11 protein-coding genes are annotated in these 15,545 nt (G+C 72.9%); 8 read left to right on the top strand and 3 right to left on the bottom strand.

Annotated features, from left to right (window positions below; all coding sequences use genetic code 11):
* Positions 1-34 precede the first annotated feature (34 nt).
* From scy to OG974_RS28385, 6 genes are all read left to right on the top strand, one after another.
* Positions 35-4,567: a polarized growth protein Scy gene (gene scy / locus OG974_RS28410; RefSeq protein WP_328763738.1), complete on the top strand. Its 4,533-nt coding sequence runs from the start codon at positions 35-37 to the stop codon at positions 4,565-4,567.
* A gap of 193 nt (positions 4,568-4,760) precedes the next feature.
* Positions 4,761-5,699, top strand: coding sequence for a cellulose-binding protein (locus OG974_RS28405; protein WP_030153801.1), 939 nt, complete (start codon positions 4,761-4,763; stop codon positions 5,697-5,699).
* Positions 5,700-5,837: 138 nt separating this feature from the next.
* Entirely contained in the window at positions 5,838-6,836 is a 999-nt protein-coding gene (locus tag OG974_RS28400) for an ATP-binding cassette domain-containing protein (protein WP_327285510.1), read from the top strand.
* Positions 6,837-6,838: 2 nt separating this feature from the next.
* Positions 6,839-7,618 (top strand): ABC transporter permease subunit, encoded by a 780-nt coding sequence (locus OG974_RS28395; protein ID WP_327285784.1) that lies wholly within the window; start codon positions 6,839-6,841, stop codon positions 7,616-7,618.
* A 178-nt stretch (positions 7,619-7,796) separates the two neighbouring features.
* Positions 7,797-8,924, top strand: coding sequence for an ABC transporter ATP-binding protein (locus OG974_RS28390; protein WP_327285509.1), 1,128 nt, complete (start codon positions 7,797-7,799; stop codon positions 8,922-8,924).
* Positions 8,921-9,754 (top strand): ABC transporter permease, encoded by an 834-nt coding sequence (locus OG974_RS28385; protein WP_327285508.1) that lies wholly within the window; start codon positions 8,921-8,923, stop codon positions 9,752-9,754. Before OG974_RS28390 ends, OG974_RS28385 begins: the two co-directional genes overlap by 4 nt.
* Before the next feature lie 18 nt (positions 9,755-9,772).
* Here the strand turns inward: OG974_RS28385 and OG974_RS28380 are convergent, their stop codons facing one another.
* A complete protein-coding gene (locus OG974_RS28380) occupies positions 9,773-10,132 on the bottom strand; it encodes an ATP/GTP-binding protein (protein WP_327285507.1) in 360 nt (119 codons plus the stop codon).
* 251 nt (positions 10,133-10,383) lie between these two features.
* Here OG974_RS28380 and OG974_RS28375 point away from each other — a divergent pair, with 251 nt between their 5' ends.
* Positions 10,384-11,403, top strand: coding sequence for an LLM class flavin-dependent oxidoreductase (locus OG974_RS28375; protein WP_329314572.1), 1,020 nt, complete (start codon positions 10,384-10,386; stop codon positions 11,401-11,403).
* Between the two features lie 148 nt (positions 11,404-11,551).
* Here OG974_RS28375 and OG974_RS28370 read toward each other — a convergent pair whose 3' ends face one another.
* Entirely contained in the window at positions 11,552-11,944 is a 393-nt protein-coding gene (locus OG974_RS28370) for an SCO5389 family protein (protein ID WP_030153794.1), read from the bottom strand.
* A gap of 220 nt (positions 11,945-12,164) precedes the next feature.
* Between OG974_RS28370 and nucS the strand changes: the two genes are divergently transcribed.
* Entirely contained in the window at positions 12,165-12,836 is a 672-nt protein-coding gene (gene nucS, locus OG974_RS28365; RefSeq protein WP_327285505.1) for an endonuclease NucS, read from the top strand.
* Positions 12,837-12,965: 129 nt separating this feature from the next.
* Here nucS and OG974_RS28360 read toward each other — a convergent pair whose 3' ends face one another.
* Positions 12,966-15,413 carry an ATP-binding protein gene (locus tag OG974_RS28360; RefSeq protein WP_329314570.1) on the bottom strand — a complete coding sequence of 816 codons (2,448 nt, stop codon included), beginning with the start codon at positions 15,411-15,413 and terminating at the stop codon, positions 12,966-12,968.
* Positions 15,414-15,545 lie beyond the last annotated feature (132 nt).

The following is a 15,545-nucleotide window of genomic DNA, read 5'->3' as shown; positions in this document are numbered from 1 at the left end:
GAGCTTGCGACCAGGGGACGGATGGGACCGCGCTGTGCGGGGCTACGAAAGCCAGGAGAGCCATCAGGCTGAAGCCGACCATCTCTCGCGCTTCGAAGCCGAGATGGAGCGGCTGAAGAAGGAGCGCGGGAAGGCCGTCCAGCACGCCGAAGACCTCGGTTACCAGGTCGAGGTGCTGCGCGCCAAGCTCCACGAGGTACGCCGCAACCTGGCGTCCCGGCCCGCCTACGACGGCGCGGACATGGGCTACCAGGCGGAGCAGCTGCTCCGCAATGCCCAGATCCAGGCCGACCAGATGCGCTCGGACGCCGAGCGCGAACTGCGCGACGCCCGGGCACAGACCCAGCGCATCCTCCAGGAGCACGCCGAACACCAGGCGCGCCTCCAGGCCGAGCTGCACGCCGAGGCCGTCAACCGCCGCCAGCGGCTGGACCAGGAGCTCAACGAGCGCCGCCAGACCGTCGAGGCGCACGTCAACGAGAACGTCGCCTGGGCCGAGCAGCTGCGTGCCCGTACCGAGTCCCAGGCCCGCCGGCTCATGGACGAGTCCCGCGCCGAAGCCGAGCAGGCCCTGAACGCCGCCCGCGGCGAGGCCGCGCGCGTCGCCGAGGAGACCCGGCGCCGGCTGGCCGCCGATGCCGAGGCGGCCCGTACGGAGACCGAGGCGACCCTGCTGCGCGCCCGCAAGGAGGCCGAGCGGCTGCTGACCGCCGCCTCTGCGCAGGCCCAGGAGGCCACCGAGCACGCCGAGCGGCTGCGTACGAGCACCACCGCCGAAGCCGAGCAGACCCGGCAGCAGACCCTCGACCTCGGCCGGGTGGCCGAGCAGCGGGTCCAGGAGGCCGACGGCGCCCTGCGCACCGCGCGCTCCGAGGCCGAGAAGCTCCTCGCGGACGCCAAGGAGAGCGCCGCCCGGCAGCTCGCGTCGGCGGAGTCCGTCAACGAGCAGCGCACCCGCACCGCCAAGGAGCAGGTGGCCCGGCTGGTCGGCGAGGCCACGAAGGAGGCCGAGGTCCTCAAGGCCGAGGCCGAGCAGACCCTCGCCGACGCCCGCGCCGGCGTCGAGCGGCTGCGTGCGGAGGCTGCGGAGCAGGCCCGCGCGGCGGCGGCCGAGGACACGGCCGCGCAGCTGGCGAAGGCCGCCCGCACGGCGGAGGACGTACTGAACAAGGCCTCGGAGGACGCACGGGCCACCACCCGTGCCGCGTCCGAGGAGGCCGAGCGGATCCGGCGCGAGGCCGAGTCCGAGTCGGAGCGGCTGCGCGCCCAGGCGGCGGCCAGGGCCGATGAGCTCAAGGGCGCGGCGAAGGACGACACCGAGGAGTACCGGGCCCGGACCGTCGAGCTCCAGGAGGAGGCCCGGCGGCTGCGCGGTGAGGCCGAGCAGCTGCGCGCCGAGGCCGTCGCCGAGGGCGAGCGGATCCGCGGCGAGGCACGCCGCGAGGCGGTCCAGCAGATCGAGGAGGCGGCCCGGACCGCCGAGGAACTGCTCGGCAAGGCCAAGTCGGACGCGGACGAGCTGCGCGGCGGGGCGAGCGCCGAGAGCGAGCGGGTCCGCGCCGAAGCCGTCGAGCGGGCCACCACGCTGCGCAAGCAGGCCGAGGAGACGCTGGAGCGTACCCGCGCCGAGGCGGAGCGGCTGCGCGCCGAGGCCGAGGAGCAGGCGGAGTCCGTACGGGCCGAGGCCGACGCTGCGGCCCGTGCGCGGCGCGAGGAGATCGAGCAGGCCCTCGCGGCGAAGCGGGCGGCGGCGGACGAGGAGCTCGTCCGCCTGCACACGGAGGCCGAGAGCCGGCTGGGCACGGCCGAGCAGACGCTGCGCGATGCCCGCGGGGCGGCGGAGAACATCCGCCGGGAGACCAGCGAGGAGGCCGACCGGCTGCGTGCCGAGTCGGCGGAGCGGATCCGCAGCCTCCAGTCGCAGTCGGAGGCGGAGGCCGACCAGCTGCGCACGGACGCGGCGCAGGACGCCGGTCGGGTGCGTGCGGAGGCCGAGCAGGTCGCCGTACGGCTGCGCAGCGAGGCGGAGTCCGAGGCGGAGCGGGTGCGTTCCGAGGCGCAGGAGACCGCGGACCGGCTGCGCGCGGAGGCGAAGTCCGCCGCCGAGCGGGTCGCCGCGGAGGCCGCCGAGGCGCTGGCCGCCGCGCAGGAGGAGGCCGCCCGGCGCCGCCGGGAGGCCGAGGAGACCCTCGCGTCGGCCCGGACGGACGCGGACAGCGAGCGGGCCCAGGCCCGCGAGCAGAGCGAAGAACTGCTGGCCGCGGCCCGCAGGCGCTCCGAAGAGGCGCAGGCCGAGGCGTCCCGCCTGACCGAAGAGGCGGAGCGGCGCGCCGCGGAGCTGGTGACGGCCGCCGAGACCACCGCCCAGCAGGTACGGGACTCCGTGGCCGGTCTGCACGAGCAGGCCGAGGAGGAGATCACCGGGCTGCGCAGCGCCGCCGAACACGCGGCGGAGCGTACGAAGACGGAGGCCGAGGAGGAGGCTTCGCGGGTCCGCGCGGACGCCCACTCCGAGCGCGAGCGGGCCACCGAGGACGCCAACCGGATCCGCGGCGAGGCGCGGGCCGAGACGGACGCGGCGAAGGCGCTGGCGGAGCGCACGGTCGGCGACGCGATCGCCGAGGCCGAGCAGCTGCGCGGCGACACCGCCGAGTACGCGCAGCGGGTGCGTACGGAGGCGACGGACGCGCTGGCCTCGGCCGAGCGGGACGCGGCGCGCACCCGGGCCGACGCCCGTGACGACGCGAACCGGATCCGCGGCGAGGCGGCGGAGTCCCTGAAGTCCTCGCGCGCCGAGGGCGGCCGGATCGTCGCGGAGGCGACGGCGGAGGCCGAGCGGATCACCGAGGAGACCCGGGCGGCGAACGCGGCGACCGTCGGCGAGGCCACCGCGCAGGCGGAGCGGCTCACCGCCGAGGCGGCCGAGGCCGCGGACGCCACCCGTACCGAGGCGGCGGGCACGCTGGACGAGGCCCGCGTGGAGGCGGGCCGGCTGCGCACGGAGGCCGCGGAGCAGGCCGACCGGCTCGTCACCGAGGCCGTGTCCGAGGCGGAGCGGCTCACCGAGGAGACGCGCGCCGCGAACGAGAGCGCGGTCGGCGAGGCGACGGAGAAAGCCGAGCGGCTCACCCGGCAGGCCACCGACATGCTGGCGGCTGCGGAGCGGGACGCGACCCGCATCCTGGTCGACGCCCGCAACGAGGGCGACCGGCTGGTCGACGAGACGCGTGCGGCGAACGAGGTCACGGTCGGCGAGGCCGCGGAGGAAGCCGAGCGGCTGCGCCGGGAGGCGGCGCAGGCCCTGGAGGACGCCCGTGCCGAGGGCGGCCGGATCATCGGCGAGGCCACCGCGGAGGCGGACCGGGTCACGGTCGCGGCGAACGAGACGCTGGCCAGCGCGGAGCGGGAGTCGGAGCAGACGCTCGACGAGGCGCGCGCGGAGGCGGGCCGGCTGCGCAGCGAGGCCGCGGAGCAGGCGGACCGGCTCATCACGGAGGCGGCGTCCGAGGCGGACAAGCTCACCGAGCAGACCCGCAAGGACAACGAGCGCACGGTCGGCGAGGCCCAGGCCGAGGCCGAGCGGCTGCGCGCGGAGGCCTCGGAGGCCCTGGCGTCGGCGCAGGAGCACGCGACGCGCACCCGCTCGGAGGCCGAGCGGGTCAAGGCCGAGGCGGCGACCGCGGCGGAGCGCACCCGTACGGAGGCCCGCGAGGAGTCCGAGCGGCTGCTGGACGAGGCCCGCGAGGAGGCCAACAAGCGGCGCAGCGAGGCCGCGGAGCAGGTCGACCGGCTCATCACCGAGACCGCGGCGGAGGCGGACAAGCTCTCCGCCGACGCGCAGGCGCAGGCCCTGGCCGCCACGACGGCGGCCGAGGAGCAGGCCGACGCGATGGTCGACGCGGCCCGCAAGGAGGCGGCGCGCATCTCCTCGGAGGCGACCGTCGAGGGCAACTCCCTGGTGGAGAAGGCCCGTACGGACGCGGACGAGCTGCTGGTCGGCGCGCGCAGGGACGCCGCTGCCATAAGGGAGCGGGCGGAGGAGCTGCGCTCGCGCGTCGAGGGCGAGGTCGAGGAGCTGCACGAGCGGGCCCGCCGCGAGTCCGCCGAGCAGATGAAGTCGGCCGGCGAGCGCGTGGACAAGCTGGTGCGGGCGGCGACCGAGCAGAGCGTCGAGGCCGAGGCGAAGGCCAAGGCGCTGGTGTCGGACGCGAGCAGCGAGGCGAGCAAGGTCCGCATCGCGGCGGTGCGCAAGGCGGAGGCGCTGCTCAAGGAGGCCGAGCAGAAGAAGGCCGAGGTGACCCGGGAGGCCGACAAGGCCCTCGCGGAGGCGAAGGCGGAGGCCGAACGGCTGGTCGACGAGGGGCGGCGTGAGCTGGAGGTCCTGGTGCGCAGGCGCGAGGACATTCAGGCGGAGATCTCCCGTGTCCAGGACGTTCTTGAGGCGTTGGAATCATTCGAGGCGCCTTCGGGCGGAAAGCCGGCGGTCGGCGGTCAGGGCGCGGGGGGCGTGAAGGCGGGGGCTACAGCCGGTTCCACTCGTTCGGGTGGCAAGGCGTCGGAGGGCTAGCAATCGCTCAGGATGTGTGTTCCTGATGAAGATTCAGCCGAACGAGTGACAAGCATTCTGTCGTCTTGCCACTCAAAAGGGGTGTCATTGTCCAGATCAAACGTGGATTGACTCGATGACACGCCGCTTCGGCGCCTAGGATTCCCCTAACACCTCACGTAGCACCTCATCGGTCTCATTCGACAGGAACCCCATGAGCGACACTTCCTCCCCCTTCGGCTTCGAGCTCGTGCGGCGTGGTTACGACCGCGGTCAGGTGGACGACCGCATTACCAAGCTGGTCTCCGACCGCGACAGCGCCCTTGGACGTATCAACTCTCTGGAAAAGCGGATCGAGGAGCTGCACCTCGAAACGCAGAACGCCCAGGCCCAGGTGAGCGACGCCGAGCCGTCGTACGCCGGCCTCGGCGCCCGGGTCGAGAAGATCCTGCGCCTGGCCGAGGAGGAGGCGAAGGACCTGCGCGAGGAGGCCCGTCGCGCGGCCGAGCAGCACCGTGAGCTCGCCGAGTCGGCTGCCCAGCAGGTGCGCAACGACGCCGAGTCGTTCGCCGCCGACCGCAAGTCGAAGGCGGAGGACGAGGGCGTCCGCATCGTCGAGAAGGCCAAGGGCGACGCCTCCACCCTGCGCGCCGAGGCCCAGAAGGACGCCGCCTCCAAGCGCGAGGAGGCCGACGCCCTGTTCGAGGAGACGCGCGCCAAGGCCGCCCAGGCCGCCGCCGACTTCGAGACCAACCTGGCCAAGCGCCGCGAGCAGTCCGAGCGCGACCTGGCCTCGCGTCAGGCCAAGGCCGAGAAGCGCCTCGCGGAGATCGAGCACCGCGCCGAGCAGCTGCGCCTGGAGGCCGAGAAGCTGCGTACGGACGCCGAGCGCCGCGCCCGCCAGACCGTCGAGACCGCGCAGCGCCAGGCCGAGGACATCGTCGCCGACGCCAACGCGAAGGCGGACCGCATCCGCAGCGAGTCCGAGCGCGAGCTGGCGGCGCTCACCAACCGCCGCGACTCGATCAACGCCCAGCTCACCAACGTCCGCGAGATGCTGGCGACGCTGACCGGCGCGGCCGTCGCGGCGGCCAACCCGATCGTCGACGACGAGCCGGTCACCCGTGGCGTTCCCGCGCAGCAGAGCCGCTAGTACGCACGGCAGTTCACCGGTTGGTCGACCGGTCGGACGGCCCGTGTCTACCGGCTGGTGGACGAACGTCCTGCCCGAGGGCCCTGTGTCACCCTTTTGAGGTGGCGTGGGGCCCTTGGGCGTTCTAGCGTGAGCGGCATGATCGAGCTTGAGGGCCTTACGAAACGATTCGGCGCGAAGACCGCCGTGGACCACCTCAGCTTCCAGGTCAGACCGGGGGTGGTGACCGGCTTCCTCGGCCCCAACGGGGCAGGGAAGTCCACGACCATGCGCATGATGCTCGACCTCGACAACCCGACCAGCGGTACGGTCCGGATCGACGGCAAGCACTACCGGGACCTGCCGGAACCGCTGAAGCACATCGGGGCGCTGCTGGACGCCAAAGCCATGAACGGCGGCCGCAGCGCGTACAACAACCTTCTCTGCCTCGCCCAGTCGAACCGGATCCCGGTGAGCCGGGTCGCGGAGGTATTGGATCTCGTCGGGCTGACGCCCGTGGCGAAGAAGAAGTCGAAAGGATTTTCGCTGGGCATGGGCCAGCGGCTGGGAATCGCCTCTGCGCTGCTGGGCGACCCGGAGATCCTCATGTTCGACGAGCCCGTCAATGGTCTGGACCCGGAGGGAATTCTCTGGATCAGGAATCTCATGAAGGGGCTGGCGTCGGAGGGGAGGACGATCTTCGTCTCGTCCCATCTGATGAGCGAAATGGCGCTGACCGCAGACCATTTGATCGTCATCGGCCAGGGAAAGCTGTTGGCCGATATGTCGATGGCTGATTTTATTCACAAGAACTCGCGCAGTTACGTCCGGCTGCGCTCGCCGCAGCAGGAGCGGCTCAAGGACGTCCTGCACGAGGCCGGGATCGACGCCATCAGCGTCCCCGCCACCGGCGCGCTGGAGATCGACGGGGTGGCCGCGGAACAGCTCGGCGAGCTGGCCGCCCAGCACCAGATCGTGCTGCACGAACTCAGCCCGCAACGGGCTTCACTGGAGGAAGCGTTCATGCGCATGACGGCGGACTCCGTCGAGTACCACGCCCACGCACCCGGCGCCCCGGGCATCCCCCCGGGCCCCGGCCCGGCCGACGCACCCGCGTGGGGCGCCGGTTACGAGGCGACGCGCAAGGGCGGGCAGTGACCATGTACTCCTTCCCCGCCGTCCTCCGGTCCGAGTGGACCAAGATCCGCACCGTCGCCTCCACCATCTGGACCCTGGTCGCCGCACTGGTGGTCACGGTCGGCGTCAGCGCCGGCCTGTGCGCGGTCTTCAACGCCACCTTCAACGACATGCCGAAGGAGCAGCAGGTCACCTTCGACCCGACCCTGGCCAGCTTCGCCGGCATGACCCTCGGCCAGCTCGCCATGATCGTCTTCGGTGTGCTGGTGGTCGGCACCGAGTACAGCTCGGGCATGATCCGCACCTCGCTGGCCGCCGTACCGCGCCGTGCGAGCTTCCTCGCCGGCAAGCTCATCGTGGCCACCGGTCTCGCGCTGGCCGTGGGCCTCGTCACCAGCTTCCTGTCCTTCTTCCTGGGACAGGCCATCCTGGGCGACCGCAGCATCGGCATCGACGCGCCGAACGTCCTGCGCGCCGTGATCGGCGCCGGCCTCTACATGGCCATGATCGCGCTGTTCTCGATGGGCGTGGCCACCATCCTGCGCAGCTCGATGCTGTCGCTCGGCATCCTGATGCCGTTCTTCTTCCTGGTCTCGACGATCCTCGGGGCGGTCAGCGCCACCCGGAAGGTCGCCCAGTACTTCCCGGACCAGGCGGGCTCCAAGATCATGCAGGTGGTTCCCGGTGCGATGGACAGCAGTGAAGCCCCCTACAGCCCGTGGGGCGGCTTCGGGATCATGGCGCTGTGGGTCCTGGCCTCGGTACTCGGGGGCTACCTGGTGCTGAAGAAGCGCGACGCCTGACGGACGCGGGTACGCGGGACGTCCCCCTGGGACGGACGTCCCGCGTACTACGGGTCATCCCCGGGTCGGATTCAGGGACAGCTCAGGGATCCGGTGCGGGGTGGAACCGTAGGCGACTCGATATCCTCTTAACCCTTACGCGGACGAAAGCCGTCCGGTCCTGGCAAGGGGCAGAGCAATGATCGAGGCAGTCGGCCTGACCAAGCGCTACGGCGCCAAGACCGCCGTCGACCAGCTGTCCTTCCAGGTCAGGCCCGGTCACGTGACGGGATTCCTGGGGCCCAACGGCTCCGGGAAGTCCACCACCATGCGCATGATCCTCGGCCTGGACCGGCCCACGGCCGGCACCGTGACCATCAACGGCATGCCCTTCCGTCAGCTGCCCAACGCCCAGCGGCACGTCGGGGCCCTGCTCGACGCCAAGGCCGTGCACGGCGGCCGCCGGGCCCGCAGGCACCTGCTGTCCCTCGCCCAGCTCTCCGGCATCCCCGAGAAGCGGGTGGACGAGGTGCTGGCCGTCGTCGGCCTCCAGGACGTCGCCAAGCAGCGCACGAAGGGCTTCTCGCTCGGCATGGGCCAGCGGCTCGGCATCGCCGCCGCGCTCCTCGGCGACCCCCAGGTGCTCCTCTTCGACGAGCCGGTCAACGGGCTCGACCCCGAGGGCATCCTCTGGGTCCGCACCCTCATGCGCCGCCTCGCCGCCGAAGGCCGCACCGTGTTCGTCTCCTCACACCTGATGAGCGAGATGGCGCTGACCGCCGACCACCTCGTCGTGATCGGCCGCGGGCGGCTGCTGGCCGACATGGGCACCCAGGAATTCATCGCGCACAACTCGGCCGGATTCGCGCGGGTGCGCGCGGCCGACAATGATCACGATGGCCGGGATGCACTGGGTGCGGCCCTGATCGGGGCGGGCGGCCGGGTGCTCCAGGAGCCCGACGGCGCACTGCGCGTGACCGGCCTGGAGCTGCCCCGGATCTCCGACCTCGCGCACGGGGCCGGCGTACGGCTGTGGGAGCTGTCCCCGCACCGGGCCTCGTTGGAGGAGGCCTACATGCGGATGACCCAGCCGTCCGTGGAGTTCGGCTCCACCGACGACCCGCGCAACGAGCTGTGGGAGCCCGAGCCGCTGAGCCTGCCCGCCTGGGAGGACGAGCTCCCCGCGCCGCAGGTGCCGCAGAACGGATTCTTCGCTCCCCCTCCGCCCGGAGCGGGCGGGCAGCCCTTCCTGATGCCCGCCAGCCCCGGTGAGCTCGCCGGCACCGCCCAGAACACCCCGACGGACCCCCGCAAGGACACCCGATGACCGGCCCCACGAGCACCGCGGAGCAGCCGAAGGGCTACACCTCGCCCCTGCCGACGCCCCGCCCGCACCTCGGGCACGCCGTGGCCTCGGAGTGGACGAAGATGATCTCGGTGCGGTCCACCGTGTGGACGCTCGGCTCGATGGTGCTGCTCGTCGTCGGCATCGGGGTGCTGGCCGTCGCCGAGACCCGGACCACGGACTACCAGGAGGTGCCGCTCACGGCGCCCGCGTTGTTCGGGCTGCTGGTGGGGCAGATCTCCGTGATGGTGCTCGGCGTCCTGACGATCACCTCCGAGTACGGCACGGGCATGATCCGTACGACGTTCACCGCCGCCCCCGACCGGGCGCGGGTGCTGACCGCGAAGTACCTCGTCTTCGCCACCGTCGCCTTCCTGTCCGTCGCCGGCTCGGTGGTGGTGGTGGGGCTGTCCTCCGCGATCCTGCGGGGCGGCACGGCCTCCGGACGGCACGGCGGCGGCGAATGGGCCCACGCGATGGCCGGCTGCTTCTACGTCACCATGCTCGGGGTGCTCTCCCTCGCCGTCGGGGCGATGCTGCGGCACTCCGCCGGGGCGATCGCCGTGATGCTGGGCCTGGTCACGCTGCCGCCGGTGATAGGGGGGATGCTCAGCATGTGGGAGACCATGGCCCCGCTCGGCAGCACCATCCTGCGGTACAACGCCCCGGTCGCCCTCATGCAACTGTTCGGCCTGCCGAACGCCGACACCGGGAACGTGCCCGGCAACCCGGCCCATCTGCTGCTGATCCTGCTGGTGACGGGCGCCTCGGTGGCGGGCTCGTACGTGGTGGTCGGCCGCCGCGACGTCTGATCCGCCGCTCCGCGAGACCTAGTACTTGGGGGCGTTCCTGGACCGCTGCACCCGTGAGGTGCGGCGGTCCTTCGCGTTCCAGCAGGCCTTGTGCCAGTGCCGGCGGTCGTCCACGCCGCCGTACTCCGGCCAGGCCACCAGGTGCGGGGTGCCCGAGGGGATCTCCTGGTCACAGCCCGGGCAGCGGTAGCGCTTGCCCACCGCGCTCGCGCCCGCGACGTGCCGGACCTTCCACTCCTCGCCCTGGTACTCCTCGGTCCGTTCCAGACCGAACCGGTCCAGGCCTCCCGAACCGGACCCCGAACCAGATCCCGAACCGGCTTCCGGGCGGTCGGCTGGATTCCCGCCGCCCCTGGGGCGGTTGTGGCGCGGTGACACGTATACCTCACGGATGGGCGGACGGCAGTGACTTTCTCCCAAGACTACGCGCAGCGAGGCCGGGTACCCGCAGGGTGGCTGACAGAGGCCGGCTGACGGAGCCGACGCCGCTGCCATGGCGTCGACTGGCCTGACTATCCCAATAACTTTCCTGTCAGGCCGTGCCTTTGGCACGTGTCAGACGTTGTTGCCAAAAGAGGAAACCGGTCCACCTGGGGGAGGCCGCGTCAGCCACGAGGAGGGTAAAGGCGATGCGCGTAGGAGCGTTTGTACTGGCGGCCCAGTTCCCGGGCCAGGGGCAGGGGGAGGCGCTGCACCGGGCGGTGCGGACGGCGGAGGTGGCCGAGGAGGCCGGGCTGGACTCGGTCTGGCTCGCAGAGCACCATTTCGTCCCGTACGGGGTCTGCCCGTCGGCGGTGACCCTGGCGGCCCTGCTGCTGGGGCGGACCCGGCGGCTGCGGGTGGGCACGGCGGTGAGCGTGCTGCCGAGCACGCATCCGGTGGCCCTCGGGGAGCAGGCGGCACTGTTGCACCTGACCTCGGGCGGCCGGTTCACCCTGGGGGTGGGCCGGGGCGGGCCCTGGGTGGACCTGGAAGTGTTCGGCGGAGGCCTGGGCGCCTACGAGAAGGAATTCCCGCAGGACCTCGACCTGCTGCGGCGCTGGCTGACCGAGCCGCGGGTAGCGGCCGCCGGCGAGCGGTACGGGTTCCGCGAGGTGGCCGTCGTACCCCGCCCGTCGGAGGCGCTGGACGGGGACGGATCAGGGCCGGAAGTGATCGTCGCCTGCACCTCCCCCGCGTCGGTGCTGCTGGCCGCCGAGCGGGGGCTGCCGATGCTGCTGGGCATGCACTGCGGGGACGAGGAGAAGGCGGCGATGGTCGCGCTGTACCGGCGTACGGCCGCGGCCGCGGGCCACTGCCCGGACGCCCCGCACGTTTCGGCGGGCGTGTGCCAGCTGGCGGACCGCACGGTGGACGCCCGGGAGGCCTTGTTGAAGGCGATGCCGGGCTGGCTGAAGCAGGGGCTGGACGCACACGTGACCGTGGACGGCCGGGCACGCGCGATGCGGGACCCCGTCGCCTACACGGAGCTGCTCTGCGATCTGCACCCCGTGGGCACCCCGCGGCTCGCGGCGGACCGGCTGGCGGCCACGGCGGAGCGGACGGGCATCACGCGGTTCGCCCTGATGTCCGAGGGGTCCGGCGATCTCGCCTCGACGGAGGAGAACGTACGGCGCCTCGGCGACGAGGTCCTGCCCCGCCTCGGCTGAGGCTGCCGCTCCGGTATCAGTGGTACCTCCCGCGATACGGAGCGGCAGCGGAGTACGGTCGAGCGGATGGTGCGGTTCTTGCGGATCGTGCGGGCCGTGCATGTCGTGCGGGTCGAACGCGGTCGTGCGGGTGGTGCGGGGCGTACGGTCAGCAGTCCCGGAGCTCGGGCGACTGGTTGAGCAGCTGGCCACGGATCGAAGTGAACTTGGCGAGCCGGTCGTCCGAGGAAGGATCCAGCGGGAACACGGCCACACGGTGGCAGTTCTGGAACGCCAGGCGCACCCCGAAGTGCCGCTGCAGCGCACCACGTATCGCGTCACTCGCGAGGGCACGCAGAAGCTGGCCACGCGCCTGCTCGTCGGGCGGCGGCGTTTGGTTGTCGGCGAACTCTCCGCCGTCCACCTTCAGCTGGGCCACCAGCGAGCTGATCATCTCCCACGCGAAGGGCAGGGAGGTCCGGACGCAGTCGACGAAAGCGGCTTCGTCGACCTCGCCTCGCTCGGCCTGTTCGAGTAGGGCCGGTGAGACGTCGAGCGACATGGGTTCTCCTCTCGCGACCCCGGCCGTTTGGGTTGCCGGAGTCTTACGGGCAGGGAAGGAGACCGCGACGCAGAGTGCACGCTCCGCAACCTCCCGCTCACCACGGTAGGCGCCCCGTGGGTGCCGCACCAGGAGAATGCGCATACAACGCGCCATCCGCGAACGGGGCTTTCGGGGGCGAATCGCGTGGAGGCCTTCTCGTCGAGTAGCGTTGCCGACCATGCGTCTCGTCATTGCCCGCTGCTCCGTCGACTACGCGGGCCGGCTCACCGCCCATCTGCCCTCGGCACCCCGTCTGATCCTCGTGAAGGCCGACGGCAGTGTCTCGATCCACGCGGACGACCGGGCGTACAAACCGCTCAACTGGATGTCGCCCCCGTGCACCCTCAAAGAGGGGAGCGGCGATGAGGCCGGCGTCTGGACGGTCGTCAACAAGGCGGGCGAGAAACTCATCATCACCATGGAGGAAGTCCTCCACGACTCCTCCCACGAGCTGGGGATCGACCCGGGCCTGATCAAGGACGGCGTCGAGGCACACCTGCAGGAACTGCTGGCCGACCGGATCGACACCCTGGGCGAGGGCTACACGCTGATCCGGCGCGAGTACATGACGGCGATCGGGCCGGTGGACATCCTGTGCAGGGACGCCTCCGGCGGGACGGTGGCCGTGGAGATCAAGCGGCGCGGCGAGATCGACGGCGTCGAGCAGCTGACCCGCTACCTGGAGCTCCTGAACCGCGACCCGCACCTCGCACCGGTGCGCGGTGTGTTCGCGGCCCAGGAGATCAAGCCCCAGGCCCGTGTTCTGGCCACGGACCGCGGGATGGACTGCGTGGTCCTGGACTACAACGCCCTGCGCGGTATCGAAGACGACAAACTCCGCCTGTTCTGACGGCTCCCCGCCCCTCGACGCCTCGAACGCCGGCCGCTTCCGGGCCCGCCGGCCTTCGGGGCGTCGCCGTGTCCGGGGCCGGCCCCGCGGCCGGGCGCGCGCGTGCGATCGGGCCCCCGGGAGCCGTGACTACGTGGCCGTCGGGCTGCCGACCGGGCCCGCCGTCGGCGTCGGCGTGGGGGTCGGAGTCGGAGTAGGGGTCGCAGGCGGAGTCGTCGTGGGGGGCGTCGGGTCCGGGTCCGGGTCCGAGGTCGGCGGCTTCGGGTTCGTCGTCGCCGGGGTGCGCGTCGCCGGGGTCTGCGGCTTGCGGGACGGGGTGCGGGACGGCTGGTTCGGGTCCGGGCTGGAGCCCGCTTCCGGGGCGACCGGCTCCGAGGCGTCGGGGGCCGGGGTCCCCGGGTCCGGTGCAGGATCGTTCCCGCTCGTGTTCGGCACGCCCTGCCCAGGCGTAGGCGTCGACGACGCCGCCGGACCTCCGGTACCGCCCGCGGGGGTCTCGGCGTCGTCCGAGCCCGTCAGCGCCAGGCCCACCACCGTGCCCAGCACGACCGCTGCCAGGGCCCCCGCCGCCGCCAACACCACCGGCTTGCGCAGCGCCCGCGCACGCGGCGCCGGCGGGGCCGAGGGCGCGGCCGGCGCGGCGGCCACCGTCGGCTTCGGGTCGAGGGGGAACGCATCCTCGAACACCTCCGACAACGTCGTCGGCGCCGCCGTCGGCCGCCCGATCACCGGCACGACGGGCGCCATCGGGGTCGTGGGAGCGGCGGAAGCCGCAGATGCCGCGGGGAGTGCGGGGAACGCGGGGAGTGCAGGGAGCGCGGGGGTCTTCGCGGTCGCGGCCACCGCCGGCACCACCGCCGTCACCGCGTGAGCCGCAGCCACCGGCGCCTCCAGCCGCAGCGGCGGCGACACCTCCACGCCCGCCTTCTCGCGGTCCGTGACCAGTGCGAGCGCCCTGCGCCCCGCCACCGTGCCCCGCTTGTCGGCGAGCGCGCCCCGCAGGCCTATGGAGGCCTCCAGTTCGGCCCGCGCCCGGTCCAGGCGCCCCTCGCACAGCGCGAGTACGCCGAGTTCGTGGTGGAAGTACGCCTGCTCCGCGACCTCTCCCGCCTTGCGCGCGGCCTCCGCACCGGAGCGCAGCACCCGTTCCCAGGCCTCCCAGTGCCGGGAGGCCGCGAACGCCGGGGCCGCGGTCCGGGCGAGCAGTACGGCGGCCACCACATCGGCACCGGCCAGTGCCGCCAGCACGGCGTCGGCTTCCGCCGCGACCCGCTCCGGGGTCACCGAGGCGTGTCCGGTCCACCAGGCGTAGTGGCGGGCGGCCGTACGGGCCTCCTCCGCCTCGGTGTCCCCGAACCCGGCCTCCTCCAGCTGCCGTGCGACCCCGGCGGCCAGCCGGTAGCGCGTGCCGACCGGGGTGAGCAGTCCGCAGCCGAGTAGTTCGGCGACCGCCGCGTCGGCATGGGTGTCCCCCACGAGGGCGGGCAGGTGGGCGTGGTGCGGCAGTTCGCCGCCGAGCGCGCAGGCGATCCGCAGCGCCGCCCGCGCCGACTCGCTGACCCGGGAGGCCAGCAGCTCGGCGGGGGCCGCGCCCTCGGCCAGGGTCGGCAGGGGCGTGAACGCCGCGTTCCGCTGCCGCTCTTCGAAGACGCCGGGTTCGTCGTCCTCGTCGTCGGACGCGGCGAGGTTGCGCTCGTCGCGCTGGCGCAGCAGGGCGGCCGCCTGGACGAAGCGCAGCGGCAGCCCCTCGGAGGCGAACCGCAGGTCTCCCGCCCAGGCGGTCTCCTCCTCGGTCAGCGGCCGCCCCGTGCCCGTTTCGAGGAGTTCCAGGCACTCGGCCCGGCCGAGGCCGCCGAGGAAGACCTCTTCGAGGTGCGAGTCGTCGGAGGGGGCGCGGGTGTCGGGGGTGGTGGCCAGCAGGTAGGCGCATTCGGGAGTGGCGCGGAGCAGCTCGTCGAGGGGGGCGCCGCCCATCTCCAGGTCGTCGAGGAGCACGATGGCGCCGATGTCTCGTACGCGGGTGAGGAGTTGGGTCCGATCGGGGCGCTCCACGGAGGCCTCGTACACGGCGGCGTACAGCGCGTGAAGCAGCTCGCCGGGCTGCTGGTGCCCGTATCCGCTGAGCCGTACGACACCGTCGGGCGCCAGCCCCGCGCACGCGGCGGCGACCGCGTCGAGGAGGGCGGTGCGGCCGGACCCGGCGGGTCCGGTCAGCCGTACGGAGCGGCCGCGGCCCAGCAGCCGTACGAGCCGCTCCCGTTCCTCGTCGCGGGCGAGCAGCGGCGGGGTGGGGACGGCGGGTCCGGGCAGGACGGGCGGCCGCGCAGCGGCGTCACGGGCGATGCGGTCGGCCGCGCCGCGCTTGGCGGGGGCGGTGCCGCCGGTGCCGGGCCGGCGCGGCTCGATCTCGCTGCCGTCGACGGGGTTCACGGTCAGGGTGAAGTCCCCGGTGGTGAGGGTCACGATCCGTGCGACGGGGGCGGGGGCCGCCGGTGCGGGTGCCCCCGAAGTCCCGGACGTCGCGGGCACCGCCGCGGGCCGCTCCATCGGTTCGGGCTGCCCCTGCGTGCGGTCCATGTACTGGTCCCCCCGGTCGCGCTCTGCGCCAATCGCCGTCGTGTCGTACCGTCCGGCCTTCGCACATTCCGCTGTCGCTACGGGTCCGGTTTCCGCCCGAACCCTAGACGGTGCCCGGTCGTGCGGGGAACC

The organism is Streptomyces sp. NBC_00597, from assembly GCF_041431095.1.
Lineage (GTDB): Bacteria > Actinomycetota > Actinomycetes > Streptomycetales > Streptomycetaceae > Streptomyces.
Note: the sequence above shows the minus strand (reverse complement) of the source record. Positions and strands in the feature narration are given on the sequence as shown.

Coding starts and splice junctions, on each gene's coding strand:
- OG974_RS28385 (WP_327285508.1), top strand. CDS start 8,921: ATGACCGGCCCCACGAGCACCGCGGAGCAGCCGAAGGGCTACACCTCG.
- OG974_RS28390 (WP_327285509.1), top strand. CDS start 7,797: ATGATCGAGGCAGTCGGCCTGACCAAGCGCTACGGCGCCAAGACCGCC.
- OG974_RS28405 (WP_030153801.1), top strand. CDS start 4,761: ATGAGCGACACTTCCTCCCCCTTCGGCTTCGAGCTCGTGCGGCGTGGT.
- OG974_RS28360 (WP_329314570.1), bottom strand. CDS start 15,413: ATGGACCGCACGCAGGGGCAGCCCGAACCGATGGAGCGGCCCGCGGCG.
- OG974_RS28370 (WP_030153794.1), bottom strand. CDS start 11,944: ATGTCGCTCGACGTCTCACCGGCCCTACTCGAACAGGCCGAGCGAGGC.
- OG974_RS28395 (WP_327285784.1), top strand. CDS start 6,839: ATGTACTCCTTCCCCGCCGTCCTCCGGTCCGAGTGGACCAAGATCCGC.
- nucS (WP_327285505.1), top strand. CDS start 12,165: ATGCGTCTCGTCATTGCCCGCTGCTCCGTCGACTACGCGGGCCGGCTC.
- OG974_RS28375 (WP_329314572.1), top strand. CDS start 10,384: ATGCGCGTAGGAGCGTTTGTACTGGCGGCCCAGTTCCCGGGCCAGGGG.
- OG974_RS28400 (WP_327285510.1), top strand. CDS start 5,838: ATGATCGAGCTTGAGGGCCTTACGAAACGATTCGGCGCGAAGACCGCC.